Source organism: Bacillus sp. UNC41MFS5, from assembly GCF_000686805.1.
The window spans coordinates 416,363-431,664 of sequence record NZ_KK366019.1 but is presented as its reverse complement, the minus strand read 5'-3'; the positions used below and the strand labels follow the sequence as shown (position 1 = coordinate 431,664).

General features: G+C 38.5%; 13 protein-coding genes, 1 tRNA gene and 1 rRNA gene. 10 read left to right on the top strand and 5 right to left on the bottom strand.

Going from position 1 to position 15,302, the window contains the following annotated elements:
* Nucleotides 1-308: ribosomal RNA gene (locus BR30_RS0128695) — 16S ribosomal RNA — on the bottom strand; the annotation flags it as partial.
* A 447-nt stretch (nucleotides 309-755) separates the two neighbouring features.
* On the opposite strand from BR30_RS0128695, the gene BR30_RS0128690 reads away from it, so the two are divergent.
* The 4 genes from BR30_RS0128690 (at nucleotide 756) to BR30_RS0128675 (ending at nucleotide 3,788) form a co-directional block, all read left to right on the top strand.
* Nucleotides 756-1,451 carry an MgtC/SapB family protein gene (locus BR30_RS0128690; RefSeq protein WP_026568041.1) on the top strand — a complete coding sequence of 232 codons (696 nt, stop codon included), beginning with the start codon at nucleotides 756-758 and terminating at the stop codon, nucleotides 1,449-1,451.
* Between the two features lie 75 nt (nucleotides 1,452-1,526).
* Nucleotides 1,527-1,599, top strand: a tRNA-Ala gene (locus BR30_RS0128685).
* Nucleotides 1,600-1,923: 324 nt separating this feature from the next.
* Nucleotides 1,924-2,250 carry a DUF485 domain-containing protein gene (locus BR30_RS0128680; protein WP_026568040.1) on the top strand — a complete coding sequence of 109 codons (327 nt, stop codon included), beginning with the start codon at nucleotides 1,924-1,926 and terminating at the stop codon, nucleotides 2,248-2,250.
* Nucleotides 2,250-3,788 carry a solute symporter family protein gene (locus BR30_RS0128675; RefSeq protein WP_026568039.1) on the top strand — a complete coding sequence of 513 codons (1,539 nt, stop codon included), beginning with the start codon at nucleotides 2,250-2,252 and terminating at the stop codon, nucleotides 3,786-3,788. Before BR30_RS0128680 ends, BR30_RS0128675 begins: the two co-directional genes overlap by 1 nt.
* A 76-nt stretch (nucleotides 3,789-3,864) precedes the next feature.
* Here the strand turns inward: BR30_RS0128675 and BR30_RS0128670 are convergent, their stop codons facing one another.
* Complete coding sequence (locus BR30_RS0128670; RefSeq protein WP_026568038.1) at nucleotides 3,865-5,199, bottom strand: DEAD/DEAH box helicase; 1,335 nt, start codon at nucleotides 5,197-5,199, stop codon at nucleotides 3,865-3,867.
* A 203-nt stretch (nucleotides 5,200-5,402) separates the two neighbouring features.
* Between BR30_RS0128670 and BR30_RS34815 the strand changes: the two genes are divergently transcribed.
* Nucleotides 5,403-5,978 carry an RBBP9/YdeN family alpha/beta hydrolase gene (locus BR30_RS34815; RefSeq protein WP_051633830.1) on the top strand — a complete coding sequence of 192 codons (576 nt, stop codon included), beginning with the start codon at nucleotides 5,403-5,405 and terminating at the stop codon, nucleotides 5,976-5,978.
* 151 nt (nucleotides 5,979-6,129) lie between these two features.
* Entirely contained in the window at nucleotides 6,130-7,038 is a 909-nt protein-coding gene (locus BR30_RS0128660) for a selenium metabolism-associated LysR family transcriptional regulator (protein WP_026568037.1), read from the top strand.
* Nucleotides 7,039-7,070: 32 nt separating this feature from the next.
* Here BR30_RS0128660 and BR30_RS0128655 read toward each other — a convergent pair whose 3' ends face one another.
* Nucleotides 7,071-7,820: a glucose 1-dehydrogenase gene (locus tag BR30_RS0128655; RefSeq protein ID WP_026568036.1), complete on the bottom strand. Its 750-nt coding sequence runs from the start codon at nucleotides 7,818-7,820 to the stop codon at nucleotides 7,071-7,073.
* A 147-nt stretch (nucleotides 7,821-7,967) separates the two neighbouring features.
* Between BR30_RS0128655 and BR30_RS37530 the strand changes: the two genes are divergently transcribed.
* Nucleotides 7,968-8,111 carry a hypothetical protein gene (locus BR30_RS37530; RefSeq protein WP_197032429.1) on the top strand — a complete coding sequence of 48 codons (144 nt, stop codon included), beginning with the start codon at nucleotides 7,968-7,970 and terminating at the stop codon, nucleotides 8,109-8,111.
* A 125-nt stretch (nucleotides 8,112-8,236) separates the two neighbouring features.
* The gene (locus BR30_RS0128645; protein WP_231507840.1) at nucleotides 8,237-10,732 is read left to right on the top strand and encodes a putative bifunctional diguanylate cyclase/phosphodiesterase; all 2,496 of its coding nucleotides are present in this window, start codon (nucleotides 8,237-8,239) and stop codon (nucleotides 10,730-10,732) included.
* 11 nt (nucleotides 10,733-10,743) lie between these two features.
* Here BR30_RS0128645 and thrB read toward each other — a convergent pair whose 3' ends face one another.
* Together thrB and BR30_RS0128635 are read right to left on the bottom strand one after the other, a co-directional pair.
* Complete coding sequence (gene thrB / locus BR30_RS0128640) at nucleotides 10,744-11,661, bottom strand: homoserine kinase (RefSeq protein ID WP_026568034.1); 918 nt, start codon at nucleotides 11,659-11,661, stop codon at nucleotides 10,744-10,746.
* Between the two features lie 60 nt (nucleotides 11,662-11,721).
* On the bottom strand, nucleotides 11,722-13,017 hold the full coding sequence (locus BR30_RS0128635; RefSeq protein ID WP_026568033.1) for a homoserine dehydrogenase: 1,296 nt from the start codon (nucleotides 13,015-13,017) through the stop codon (nucleotides 11,722-11,724).
* Between the two features lie 408 nt (nucleotides 13,018-13,425).
* On the opposite strand from BR30_RS0128635, the gene BR30_RS0128630 reads away from it, so the two are divergent.
* Nucleotides 13,426-13,614 carry a hypothetical protein gene (locus BR30_RS0128630; RefSeq protein ID WP_026568032.1) on the top strand — a complete coding sequence of 63 codons (189 nt, stop codon included), beginning with the start codon at nucleotides 13,426-13,428 and terminating at the stop codon, nucleotides 13,612-13,614.
* A gap of 24 nt (nucleotides 13,615-13,638) precedes the next feature.
* Nucleotides 13,639-15,282 carry a phosphoglycerate dehydrogenase gene (gene serA, locus BR30_RS0128625; RefSeq protein ID WP_026568031.1) on the top strand — a complete coding sequence of 548 codons (1,644 nt, stop codon included), beginning with the start codon at nucleotides 13,639-13,641 and terminating at the stop codon, nucleotides 15,280-15,282.
* Nucleotides 15,283-15,302: the final 20 nt, after the last annotated feature.

Below are 15,302 nucleotides of genomic sequence, written 5' to 3'. Positions count from 1 at the left end.
CCTCTCAGGTCGGCTACGCATCGTCGCCTTGGTGAGCCGTTACCTCACCAACTAGCTAATGCGCCGCGGGCCCATCTGTAAGTGTCAGCCGAAACCGACTTTCAGCTTTTCCTCATGAGAGGAAAAGGATTATCCGGTATTAGCACCGGTTTCCCGGTGTTATCCCAGTCTTACAGGCAGGTTGCCCACGTGTTACTCACCCGTCCGCCGCTAACCAACAGGAGCAAGCTCCTATTGATTCGCTCGACTTGCATGTATTAGGCACGCCGCCAGCGTTCGTCCTGAGCCAGGATCAAACTCTCCAAGAAAGTTGATTAGCTCATTTGTTACGTTGGCATAGTTTCATAATTGAAACTAAAATTTATTGTTTGTTTGCACGATATTGTTTGTTTAGTTTTCAAAGAACAATGTTCAACAAGCGAACAAATCGCTTAGATTTCAATCAACCGCTCGAAAGCGACCTCATTAATTTAACACATCTCATTTCGTGATGTCAACAACTTTTTTGATTTCTTTTTTCAATTGTTGAACCGCTCGATGAGGACGAGATTTAATATAACATGATAAATAAATGTTTGCAATATAATTTTAGATTTTTTTCGAAACTGCTTTCTAATAGGTAAAGCAAACAACATTTAGTTGCTTCTTCCATTATACACTCGTTTATGTGTAGAATTAAAGAAAGGTATTCTAATCGGTATTTTTTCAAAAATCAAATTTTCAGTCAACGACTGTATAAATGGACGTGAATTGAGATGAGTAGTGTCGATATCCAAATTTTAATTAAACTTGGTGTTTCTGCTGTTTTTGGACTTATTATTGGTCTTGAACGTGAATTAAAAAGGAAACCAGTGGGTCTTAAAACAAGCCTAGTTATTTCTGTTGTAAGTTGCCTGTTGACGATTGTATCAATTCAATCAGCGTACATGTTTCCTGATTCAGATGATGTCAAAATTACTATGGATCCACTTCGCTTAGCTGCACAAATTGTTTCAGGTATTGGTTTCTTAGGTGCGGGTGTAATCTTAAGACGGGGAAATGATAGTATATCTGGTTTAACTACTGCTGCAATGATTTGGGGTGCTGCAGGAATTGGCATTGCTGTTGGAGCTGGTTTTTTCATAGAGGCTTTCGTTGGGGTTGCACTCCTTATGCTTAGTGTTGAATTTGTCCCATTTTTAATGAAAATCATTGGCCCGAAACAATTAAGGGAAAAAGAAGTTATGCTCCAACTATTTATTAGGGATCAAAATCAAATCGAAAAAGCTATTTCTTTCTTATTAGATAAAAATTATATTGTTCGGAGACTTAAGATTAAGGATTTAGACAATGGGGACCATCTCGTTCAAATATTGGTTGCCGTAGATTATCGTGAAAAGACAACAGATGTGTATGCCTCTGTTTCAAATTTAGAAGGTGTACAAAAAGTAGAAATCGAAAGTATTAGTTAAAATATTTATTCTTATTTAAATTTTCTCTTGCAAGAATTTAATAATACAGATATAATTTTACTTGTACCAAATATCGGGGGATTAGCTCAGCTGGGAGAGCGCTTGCATGGCATGCAAGAGGTCAGGGGTTCGAGCCCCCTATTCTCCATTATTAGAAAACCTTTGCCCTGCAGAGGTTTTCTTTTTTTTCTCAGAAATCTAATGTAACCCCTATCCTCATAGTAATAAATTCCTCCGGTGGGCATTTTTACCTTATTTTGAAATTTTCTATTGCATTGCACCTTATCACTATAATAAAATCATAAATGTAATTTAAAAATTTAGAAAAATCTGTATATAAGGAGGCGGAGGAATTCTGTAATTAAATTCATCCACATGCTTCGATCTATCGTTTCCTCAACAACGTCCTATCAGCATTGTCTTTATTTACCTCAGTTTGAACAAAGGGTTTTATATGAGAGGGGGAGCTTCCATGGAGGCCAAAAAAACTAAGACTTTTTCTGAAAGCGATTACACCTCAATTGTACAGTCATCATCTTTTCAAACATTACTCTCCGAAAAGAAAAAATTCATCATCCCTGTCACCATATTCTTTTTTTGTTTTTACTTTGCTTTACCAGTACTAACTTCTTATTCTACTGTGTTAAATCACAAGTTTATCGGCAGTATTACGTGGGCATGGGTTTTTGCTTTCTTACAATTCGTCATGACTTGGGCTTTATGTATGATTTATTCGAAAAAAGCAGCAAAGTTCGACGAATTGGCTAATGAAGTCATTCAAGAAAGAGGGGCTAACTAATGAATACTGCTGCTTTTACGATGTTTCTTTGTATCGTTTTTGTAACGTTAGTTATTACATACTACGCTTCTAAACGAACGAAAAATGCTAGTGAGTTCTACACTGCTGGCGGTGGGCTAACCGGCTGGCAAAATGGACTTGCCATTGCTGGGGATTATATGTCTGCTGCTTCGTTCCTTGGAATTGCAGGTGCAGTTGCCTTAACGGGCTTTGATGGTTTCTTTTATAGTATTGGTTTCCTTGTGGCCTATCTTGTTGTTCTTTATTTAGTTGCTGAACCACTAAGAAACCTTGGAAAATATACATTTGCTGATATGATTGCTGCTCGTTTTGATGCTAAAAAAGTCCGTGGCTTCGCGGCCATGAACACGGTTACGATTTCGATTTTTTATATGATTGCACAGCTTGTTGGTGCAGGTGCACTTATTAAATTATTATTAGGCTTAGAATATACCACTTCCGTATTAATCGTTGGGGTTCTAATGACCGTATACGTTATTTTTGGAGGTATGCATGCAACAAGTTGGGTACAAATTATAAAAGCAGTTCTATTAATGGGGGGTACCTTAGTAATTTCAATTATTGTTTTTGCCAAATTTAACTGGAGTATTACCGATATGTTTGCGCAAATGAGAACTGCCACTCCATTAAAGGAAACCTTCTTAAATCCTGGTGTAAAATACAAAATTGGCCTTGATACCATCTCGCTAAATATGGGATTAGTTCTTGGAACAGCTGGTCTTCCACATATTCTTGTTCGTTTCTTTACGGTAAAGGATGCCAAAACTGCTCGTTCTTCGGTAGTTTATGCCACATGGATCATTGGAATTTTTTACGTTATGACTATTTTCCTCGGCTTCGGCGCCGCAGCCTTTGTTGGTAATAGTGCAATTGTAGCTGCCAATCCGGCAGGAAATATGGCTGCTCCACTTTTAGCACAAGCTCTTGGTGGAAATATGCTGTTTGCTTTCATTTCAGCCGTAGCTTTTGCAACGATATTAGCTGTTGTGGCTGGCCTAGTATTGACAGCCGCCTCTGCATTTGCTCATGATTTCTATAATGTAATCCTGAAAAAAGGAAAAGCAACAGAAAAGCAGCAAGTTGGTATGGCTCGCTGGGCAGCGGTTGGCGTTTCGATTATTTCTATTATTCTAGCTCTAGGGGCACAAACCCTAAATGTTGCCTTCCTAGTCTCACTCGCCTTCGCAGTCGCAGCCAGCGCTAATCTTCCGGTAATTCTCTATACTATTTACTGGAAACGTTTCAATACAACTGGTGCCATTTGGGCTATGGTAGTTGGGCTTATTTCAGCCATCGGTTTGGTGATTGTCAGCCCGAATGTGTTCAGCCCTGAAGTTGGAAAAGCCATTTTTGTTGGCGAACCGTGGTTCCCATATACAACTCCTGGAATTGTTTCGATTCCACTCGGATTTATTGCGGGTTACCTTGGAACTATCTTCTCCAGTCAAAAAGCCGATGTGAAAAGATATGAGGAAGTTTTAGTTAAGTCTAATACTGGTATTAACATTGGTGGCTAATTAAATTAGGAATGGGACTGAAATGCTTCAGTCCCATTTTCATTGTCATTATGAACTTTTCCTAAGAAATATATTTTTATCTTTTTCTCCCAGCACCACTTTTCGAACTGTTTCTCCCAGACTTACTGGTATGGGACCTTTTTTCAGATGCCCCACTTCGTCCTGATCTATTCTCTCTTCTTCCTGATTCGTTTCGATTTCGTGGTGTACTTGGTTTTGTTTTTCTAATTCCGCTTTTCTCTGTTTGAGGACTGTGCTCTTTATGAACGTTTAATGTGTTCGCATTGTCCTCTTTGGTATTCCCCATATTTTGTTTTGCAATCGTGATATTTAGCTCAGCTTCTATTGTTTCAAGCATAGGTCTATCTGTAGAAGTATAAAAGGTAATTGCCAGCCCAGTCATCCCAGCTCTTCCTGTTCTGCCAATGCGATGGACATAACTGTCAGTATCCTCAGGGATATCGTAATTAAAGACATGTGTGACACCTTCAACATCAAGCCCTCTCGCAGCTACATCTGTAGCAATTAACAATTGCACTTCAGCATCCCTAAACCGTTTCATCACCCGCTCTCGCTTTGCCTGGGACAAATCCCCATGCAATTCATCGCATGAAAATCCGTTCGCTTTCAGCACATCAAACAGTTTACTTACTCGGCGCTTTGTCCGGCAGAAAATAACCGCTAGAAAAGGACGATACGTTTCTACTAGGTGAAAAAGCGTGGCTTGTTTCGCACGATCAGTCGTATGAATCGCAATCTGTTTAACGGTTTCAGCAGGTCCTTGTGTTTTTTCAATTTGAATATATTCAGGATCATTCATATGCTTTTTTGCTAATTTACGAATTTCAGGCGGCATCGTTGCTGAAAAAAGCATGGTTTGCCTGCTTGCCGGTGTTTCTCTTATAATGTCTTCCACTTCATTAAGAAACCCAATATGGAGCATTTGGTCTGCTTCATCTAAAACAAGGTAATCTATTTCTGATAAACGAATGGTTTCCCTTCTAATATGATCCAAGAGTCGCCCGGGTGTTCCTACGACTATCTGCATTCCCCTTTTTAATTTTTTCAGTTGTTTATCAACATCCTGGCCGCCATATACGGCTAGAACATCAACACCTGTTAGATCAGAAATTAGTTTTTCAATTTCCTCTGTTATCTGTAAGGCTAATTCTCTCGTTGGCGTTACGATCAATGCTTGAACATAATCTGCTCCAGGATTAATCTTTTCTACTATTGGCAGGATGAATGCAAACGTTTTTCCCGTTCCTGTTTGCGCCTGTGCTATGATATCGATACCATTGATTACTGATGGAATGGCTTGTTGTTGAATCGGTGTTGGTTTAGCAATACCGTGACCACGTAATTTTTCCACAAGTGGTTCTGAAATTCCTAATGATAAAAAATCTGACAAAAATACCCCTACTTTCTATTTATCCAATCAATTTATTTTGATTGTTTATCGATACAATTGCAAATATACTTTTCAGTCGTTTATCCAAAAAATTAATAAATATTGAGACATTGATTGCCTTTTTCGTTTAAAACAACTATAATTTCAATAAAACCAACTTATTTCATCGGAATAGTAAAAATTAAAATTAAGGTGGGGATGAAATGAACCAACACAGTTTTGTTATCATTCATGGATTAGGCGGTAGTGGACCTGATCATTGGCAATCTTGGCTGGCACAAGAATTAACCAGAAAGAATTATCATGTACAATATCCAACCTTTACAAACTTTGACTCGCCAAATAAGAGCGTTTGGCTGGAGGAATTGTCTGCCACCCTTCGGATGGTCCCAGAGGAAAATAATTTAACGGTCATTACACACAGTTTAGGCTGCTTATTATGGCTTCATTATGCTTCTACTCTAAATAAACCAATTGCCAACCAAGTGATTTTAGTCGCACCGCCTTCTCCAAACCACATTCTCACTGAAGCAAAATCATTCTACCCTGTCCCTTTGGATGGAAACAATCTAAAGAAAGCATCTGAAAATACATTATTTATTCATTCATCAAATGATCCATATTGCGGCTTGGTGGATGTAAACAGCTATTCAAATCTTAGCTTCCCTTCCATCACCATCCCTAATGCAGGTCACATAAATACTCAGTCGGGACATGGAAAATGGCCATGGATATTAGATTTATGCCTGGCGGAGGAAAAACATTCTCTATATGTATAAGGTTAAAGAAGGAGTGATGAAAATTGCACTCCTTCTTTTTATTTGATTGCTAAAATCACTTCATCCACTGTAAATGATATAATGATTTCAAGTTATTTATCTATTTTACCAATGTGAATTAATCGATTTTATATATAAGGAGATGATCAAGATGGATTTGCATCAGTTGTATGTTTTTACAAAGGTGGTCGATCACAAAAGCTTTTCTAAGGCAGCAGATGAAATATTTTTAAGCCAATCAACGGTTAGTTCTCACATTCAGGCGTTAGAGAAAATGCTTAATATAAAGCTATTTGATCGAGTGGGAAGAGAGAGTATTCTTACGCCACAGGGGGAACGTTTGTATCAATGGGCCCTTAAACTCTTATTAATTAAAGACCAAGCATTGCTCGATATAAAAGAGGGGATGACAGACCTGAGGGGGATGATTCGGATTGCAGCCAGCTCTGTTCCAGGGCAATTTATGATACCACGCATGGTCAAACAATTTAGAGAACAATATCCTGAAGTAACATTCCATATCAACCAATCCTCATCAAAAATTGTTGCTGAAAAGGTGTTAAACGGCTCTGTTGATGTCGGTATCTTGGGTGATAAATATGAAAATGATAAACTTCGTTTTATTCCGCTATTAAAAGAAAGATTAGTCCTAATTACATCGAATCAAAACGAAATGGTTGGTCCAGTAAATATTCGCGATATTTTAAACTATCCGTTTGTGATGCGTAATTCAAGCTCAGGAACAAATGCCCTTTTGGAGCGGGTTCTTAAAAAAAATAACATTCATAAGGAGAAATTAAATATCATTGCCTATACGGAAAGCGGACAAAGCTTGATGCAGTTTGTCATCCAAGACATTGGTATTTCAATAATTTCCGAAATTGCAGCTAGAGAATATTCCTCCAACAACATGCTTAAGATGCATTCAATAAATGGATTTGACGACGAAAGATATTTTTATTTAGTCTATAACATTAATAAAACACAATCCCTACTATCAAAACTATTTATTGATAGTGCCGTGCATTTAGTCGGAAGCAATCTGAACAAACTGGGCTGAGAATGTTCGGTCTGGAGCCCAGTTCGTTTGTTCTATTCCTCGTAAATCATCTTTCTCGTCATTCCCCCATCCACTACTAAATTAATCCCTGTTACAAAATTATTTTCACGATGGGTTAGATAAAAACATGCACGAGCAATATCATTGGGTTCACCAACACGTTTTGAGAAATGCTGTTCATGGTCGAGTTCTGTTAATTGTGATTTATCCCCGTTATGTATCCATCCAGGCGAAATAGCATTGACCGTAATTTGATATTCACTTAAGGACGCAGCCAAAGCATGGGTTATCGCAACAATTCCTCCTTTTGAAGCAGCGTAAGCTTCCGAGTTAGGTTCTGACATAAGTGCCCGTGTCGAGGCGATATTGACAATTGATCCACCAGATTCATTCTCCCGCATATATTTTGCCACTTCTCGCGAACAGAGGAATACACTTCTTAAATTCGTTTGTATCACATCATCCCATTCTTCAATTGTTAATTCTAGGGGAGACTTAAACACCCCTTTACCTGCATTATTAATTAGAACATCAATTTTTCCATACTTGTGTTTTGTTACGTCTACTAACCGAATAATATCTTCTGCTCTTCTAGCATCCGTCTTTACAAATAAAACATCCCCTCCTAGACTTCGAATTTCTTCCGTCGTTAAATTACCTATTTCTTCATCAACATCTGCAAGGATGACTTTAGCACCAGCGTTGGCATAGGCAGTTGCAACACCTCGCCCAATCCCATTGGCAGCGCCTGTTACAATGACCACTTTATTTAAAAATTCCATCTTCTCTCACCTTTCCTTCTTTTATTTGCATTTATTCATATATTACGTGCCAAACTAAGTTAAAACATACGTGGAGATTTTTTCTATGCAATAAAAAGAATTTTTGGAAAAAACTATCGTAATACGACAAATTAAAGGAGGATTCCGATGCCTGAAAAATGTTTTTATTGTACCAATGATATTGAAGAAAGACAGTTGCACTATGTATCCTTCATCTCTTCAAACCAAGAAAGAGATGAATCATTGTGTGAGGAATGTTATCAAGAATGGCTCGAAGGTCAAAAAGGTTAAAGGTCTTTGGGGTGGATTCTTATCAAAACAGTTGTGACTCATCCCTGTAATATCCTATGGGTCACAGCTATACCTGAGGTGTTGTGTCATTGTCCATCAAAAAAAAGATGCCACTGATTTTTTGCTTGTTAGTTTTTTTAATTTTAGTTTCTAATAATACGATTCATTTTCTTCGTTCAAAAAATCAGCTGCTTTCAAATAACGAAAGAGAAATTGATATGATCACTAAAGAAGTGTCGTTTCAAGTTGAAAATATTAGAGAGGGCTCATTGTATGTTGAAGATATTCTTGGCAGAGACTTAAGGATGGCTTCGTTAGCGATTAAGCATGCACTGCCGCCAAACTATCAGGATATTACAAATGAACAATTAAAAAAACTGGCCCAGGAAGTAAGGGTATCACATATAACCCTGCTAGCGAAAACAGCAGATGATATTATTGGAGTAAAATCCTCCGACCCTAAAGAAATTAATATGTCTACAAAGGGTTGGGGCTATTGGTATGATGCCTTCCAGCAGCTATTTAATCTAACTCCTGTTTCTGTTGAAAAAGGTTTAATCCTGCCTCATTTTTGGTCTGGTCCGATTGAAGTTGCTTCTTCCAATCCAGATCATACCGATAAATGGGGCTACTTTTTTGACGGGACGACGAACTATATTATTAATCCATACTTTCGTGACAATGAAGTATTAGAATATGAGAAACAATTTGGTCCAGGACAGGTAATTAAAGGTTTTACAAAAGAACGCGGGGTTTTAGAAATCACTGTTTTCAATCCCAAAAACTTTGGTAAAAAGAAAGAAATTGTTCATTTAAACGGAAATAGTTATATTCGGATATCCGCCCAACAAATATGGTATGGCTCATATAAGTACCGTAACGAAAAAGTAGATGCATCCTATATCAAACGGGCGATAAATTCAAAACATGTACAATCCTACAAGGATGATGATATTCAGGGCAAAAATTTGATGAAAACCTTCGTTCCTGTTTATTCCACACCAGAACCATTTGTAATTGGGCTTGCCTATGATTATGGACTCATCAAGAGGGAACTCACACATGAACTAATGGTCCATGTTCTGCTCTCCTTTATCGTTATGATGATTGTCTTTATTATCAGTTTGATTTTCTCCCGTTCCATTACTCAGCCAATTGGGTATATTGTTGAGCAGGTTAATGATATTGCACAAGGGAACTTTGGAAATATATTGCATCTAAATAGAAAAGATGAATTAGGTCTGCTTACGGAAAATGTGAACGCCTTATCGAAAGACCTGCAGAGTTACGTAAATGATTTAAACAAGAGTAAAGAGCTTATTGAATATCAGGCATATCACGACCCATTAACTGGTTTGCTTAACCGGAGATATTTGCAAGAAAAGTTACACTCATTTATCCAGCAGGCAAATCAAACAAGTGACACCCTATCAGTTTTTTTCATCGATATGGACCGTTTTAAACAAGTGAATGACTCTTTTGGACATAACAAAGGAGATGAAATACTGAAAATCATTGCTGAGCGGATTATCGCAAGTTTACCCAGTGAAAATGCGATTATTACCAGGCAAGGCGGCGATGAATTTATTATTTTGTTATTAAGTCATAGTCTAATGGAAACGAAGGCCGCAGCAGAAAAAATCGTCAATAATCTTAAAAAAATATATCTTTTAGATGGCAACGAAATTTATCTCAGTGCAAGCTGCGGCATTAGTTTGTTTCCGGAACATACCGACAATATGGACACACTAATTGTTTATGCAGACCTTGCGATGTACTCAGCTAAAAAGCTGGGGGGAAACAAAGCCATCGTTTATTCGGAAAAATTAATTCAATCGAATATCGAAAGACCAAGACTAGAAGCACGGTTACGGAAGGCAATCGAAAGTGGAAGTGTGGAAGTTTACTATCAACCGAAGGTTAATGTTGAATTAGGGGTGATTTTTGGAGCAGAGGCCCTCATAAGATGGAAAGATGAAGAATTAGGATACGTCTCACCTGATTTGTTTATTCCGATTGCTGAAGACATTGGATTAATCCATCAATTATGGGAATATGTAATGAAGGAAGCGTGTCAAAAGGTTAGTAAATGGAATCGAACACGTTCCCTCCCCCTATCTGTTTCAGTTAATTTTTCAGCTCGGCAATTTCAAGAACCTCGCAATATGGTAAATCAGGTCAAAGAAATTCTAGCTGCGAGTCAATTGGGGCCAAGCAATTTTGAAATAGAAATTACGGAAAGTATTCTCTTAAATAATTCTTCTGAAATTGTCGAATCATTAAAAACCCTTCAGAATATGGGGATTAAGATTTCCATTGATGATTTTGGAACAGGTTATTCTTCCTTGAACTATTTAAAGAATTTACCGATTGATATCTTAAAAATTGATAAATCTTTCATTCAAGATATTCATGAGGATTATGCAAATTCAGAGATTCCTGAAGCGATTATTAATCTTGCACGTAGTCTCCATCTTCATGTAATCGCTGAAGGGGTAGAAGAAGAGTATCAAAAAGAATTCTTACTATCGAAAAACTGCGTACAAATGCAGGGATACTTATTCAGTAAGCCTTTAAATAAGGAAGAATTTGAGCATTTTCTTCAAAGAAATTCAAAATAAAAGTGGAGAGATTATTTCACAAATCTCTCCACTGGGTTAACACTGCTCCCAATATAATCAATCGTAAGGATTTTTGTAGACATCGTTGAAAATTCACTTCTCAAGCCACGTTCGACAAACTTCCCCTTCCCTTTCTCTGTAAAACAAAGAACAGTTGGTCCTGCACCACTTAGTGCTACTCCAAACGCACCCAGTTCTTTAGCCCTTTCCTCTATTTCCTGATAGGCGCGAATGAGAGGTTTGCGGTATGGATGGTGAAAAAGGTCTTGGCCCATCATTTTCCCTGCTAACCCCCAGTTTTGAGTTAAGAGGGCTGCGACCAACAGATTAGCCGTTGAAGAGGCTTGGATCGCACATTCACGAGAAAATTCTTCTGGGAGAACCCCGCGAGAATCCTTCGTTAAGAGAATTTCATCTGGAATGACGGCCACCATCTCAAAAGAAATATTAGAGATGCTGAGCATGTCTACTTCGTTATCCTGATAAGAGCCAATGAATAATCCGCCGAACAGAGAGGCACCCACATTATCGGGATGACCTTCCACTTCTGTCGCGATAAGCAATTTTTCTTCCTGTGTTAAACCGATATTTCCTACTGAATCAGCAAGCTCAATCCCTGCAACTATGGCTGCCGCACTTGAACCTAGACCACGAGCCAAAGGAATGTCACTGGCAACTTTGATTTGGCATGGGTGTAAATTGATTCCGTATTTACTAGCAGTTTTGATGGCAATTTGCAGAATAAAATTGGTCTTATCCGTTGGGAAGTCCTTCAATTCATCACTTACAGATTGAATGTTCCACTTATCACTTTTCTCGACTTCTAATGTTAAATACAAATCGACAGCAAGGCCCATTGAATCGAAACCTGGACCTAGATTAGCTGTACTAGCTGGTACTTTAATAATAAAACGATCATTTAGGGTCACCCTTGGACAACTCCTTGAATATGTTGTGTGACTGCTTTTAGACTAATAATTCTGGCCCTCTTATAACGATTTTCTCACCACTCGATAGGCACTTTTTATTTCCTTAACCGCATGGAGATCATTCAATTCTAGTAATATTTTATCATAATTGGATAACGATGCTTTGTGAGTGACTAGCACAATTTCTGATGTTTCATTTTTCTTAACAGGAAGCTGTAAGATTTTTTCAAAACTGACGCCATATTTTGCAAAAATGGTGGTGATGTCAGCGAAAACACCCACTTCATCTTGCACATGAATTCTTAAAAAATATTTAGAGTATTTTTCATCATTATCTTTCAATTGCTTTGGATATTGTGGAGTCACCGCACTTCTTCCATTTACCCCTAGCCTTAGATTTTTTATTACCGCAACTAAGTCTGAAACGATAGCAGTGGCCGTTGGCAGACTTCCAGCCCCAGGTCCATAAAACATGGTCTCTCCTACAGATTCACCGTAGACATAAACGGCATTATACTCATTTTGAACAGATGCTAGCGGATGATTATTGGATAGGAAAGTTGGTGCGACACTAACCTCAACTTTCTCCCCTTCACGATGAGCATAACCTATTAGTTTCATGGTATATCCCAATTGTTTTCCATAGCGTAAATCTTCATCGGTAACCTTGGAAATCCCTGAAACTTGGACATCTTCTAAATCAATATGCATAGAAAAGCCCAATGTAGCTAGGATCGTCATTTTACGAGCAGCGTCTAGTCCTTCTACATCTGAGGTCGGATCAGATTCAGCAAAGCCAAGCTCTTGTGCTTCCTTAAGGACCTCTTCATAGGTACGGCCTTCTTCACTCATTTTAGTTAGTATATAATTGGTTGTTCCATTTACAATTCCCATTAGTTGTTTAATTCGGTCAGAGGCAAGTCCATCGACTAATCCTCTTAGAATTGGAATTCCCCCTGCCACACTGGCTTCATAAAACAAATCACAGCCGTGTTCAGAAGCAACTGTTAACAGTTCAGAGCCATGTAAAGCCATTAAATCCTTATTAGCAGTGACAACATGCTTGCCTTGTCTTAGTGCAGTAATTAAGTAATCTTTTGTATCCTGGAGCCCGCCCATTACCTCGATCACTACATCTATTTCTTCATCATAAAGGATTTCGTCTGCATTCGAGGTTAGAAGCTTTGTATCTACTTCTACGGGTCTGTTTTTATGTAAATCCTTAACAAGGACCTTTTTAATAACAACCGGGCACCCCACTTGGTGGATTAATTTATCTTGATTTTTTTTGATAATTTTCACTACACCACAACCAACAGTACCTAAACCTAATAACCCAATCGTGATTGCCTTCATGTTTTACCCTCCTACAAATGTCCTTGTGTGACGCACATTTGTTTTTCTATTGTAGACATTATATTATTCTCTGAATTTTTTTACAATAGATATGTTTCTAGCGTTCTACTTTGTAAACGCTTACCCCCGCGCCATAAAAGGATAACATTTTTTGAACAAAATTTTTTATCATAAATTTTATTAATTTTTTCTTCTTTCCCTTTACAATCCTTAAAGTTTAGTTGTAGAATAATCCCTATATTTAGTTTATTTTTGAATATTCAATCAATTATATGTTTCTATACATGACAAGTGATGACGAATAAGACATTAAGAATATGACTCAGCAAACGAGGGTGGCACCACGCATCTATACACGTCCCTCATAACAAGACAAATCAGTCTGTTATGAGGGGCGTTTTTTATTAGGTGGCTGTGTTAAAGGTTAATGTTGATTTTGGCACTCTGTTGATTGGAGTGGAAGGCACGAAGACTCCTGCGGGAGTACGGGGCAGGGGAGACCCCGCAGGAGCAAAGCGACGAGGAGGCTCCCCGGCACGCCCGCGGAAAGCGAAGTGCCTGGAACGGAAATCAACAGACAAGTTTTACACAGCCTAAGAAAATTAAAGGAGGATTACGAGCATGTATAAGGTACTTGTAACCGATGGAATTAGCAGCACAGGATTGAAATGTTTAATTGAACACCCTAATTTTACCCTAGATCGCCAGCCAACACTACCGACAAAGGAATTAAAAAATATAATTGGAGAATACGACGCCCTAATTGTCCGGAGTCAAACAAAAGTAAGTGAAGAGCTACTCAAAGCAGCCGGCCGTCTCCGTGTGATTGCTAGAGCAGGTGTCGGTGTCGATAATATTGATGTGAATGCGGCAACGAAAAAAGGGATCATTGTCATCAATGCCCCGGGCGCCAATACCATTGCAGCAACAGAGCATACCTTAGCGATGATGCTATCATTGGCGCGGAAAATTCCTCAAGCCCACCATAAGACAGTATCAGGGCAATGGGACCGTAACTCTTTTAAGGGTGTGGAATTATACAAAAAAACTCTTGGCGTGATTGGCATGGGTAAAATCGGAACAGAAGTAGCGAAACGGGCAAAAAGCTTTGGAATGAACATTTTAGGATTTGATCCATACCTGACCGAAGAACGAGCAAAAAAACTTGGAATGACGAAAGCAAGCCTCGATGTAATTGCACAAGAATCAGATTTTATTACCATTCATACACCTCTTACCAATGACACAAGAGGACTGATTAATGATGCGTATTTACGAAAAACAAAAAAAGGCGTCCGATTTGTCAATTGTGCACGCGGTGGTGTGATCGACGAAAAGTCATTAGTTAGAGCCATTCAGTCCGGCCATGTTGCAGGTGCTGCACTTGACGTATTTGAAAAAGAGCCTGTTTCCGACCCAGAATTATTGCAGAATCCAAATATCATTGTAACACCACATCTCGGGGCTTCTACGATAGAAGCACAGGAAAAAGTAGCCCAAGAGGTCAGCGCGGAAATCATTGAGATTTTTGAATCTCAGTCGATTCAAAACGCTGTTAATATGCCGCAAATGTCAGGCGAAACCCAAGCAAAACTGCAGCCGTACCTACTACTTGGGGACCAAATGGGGCAGCTCGTCATTCAATTATTAAATAAGCAGGCTCCTGCTAAAATAGAAATCAATTATTATGGCGATTTAATTGATGAAGATACGGAATTGTTGACTCGTACCATGTTAAAAGGTGTCTTGTCCTATCATTTAAGCGATTCTGTTAATCTAATTAATGCTTTGCACTTACTGAAAGAGCAAGGAGTTTCGTATAATGTCGTTAAAAATGCTACGAATAAAGGATTTGCTAATTATATGGAATTAAGTGTCTCCAATGATATTGAAACAGCAAAAATTGGGGCAACCGTCTTAAACGGGTATGGAGCGAGAATTCTAAAAATTAATCAATACCGAATTGATGTTAAACCAGAAAAGTTCCTATTATATATCAAACATCGAGATGTTCCAGGTATGATTGGCAAGGTAGGTTCACTCTTGGGAGACCATCAAATCAATATTGGCACGATGCAGGTTGGTCGTACGGAAGTAGGCGGTGAGGCAATCATGGTATTAACTGTGGATAAAACATTAAATGCCGACGTCATTCATGTCTTAAAATTAATTGATGGACTTGAAGAAGCACAAGTTCTGGAGTTATCGAACGTGGTTACATTTGAACCCGGCCGTGTGGAATTAGAGAAGATAGAAAATATCTAGGGAAGAAATGAGGGATTGCG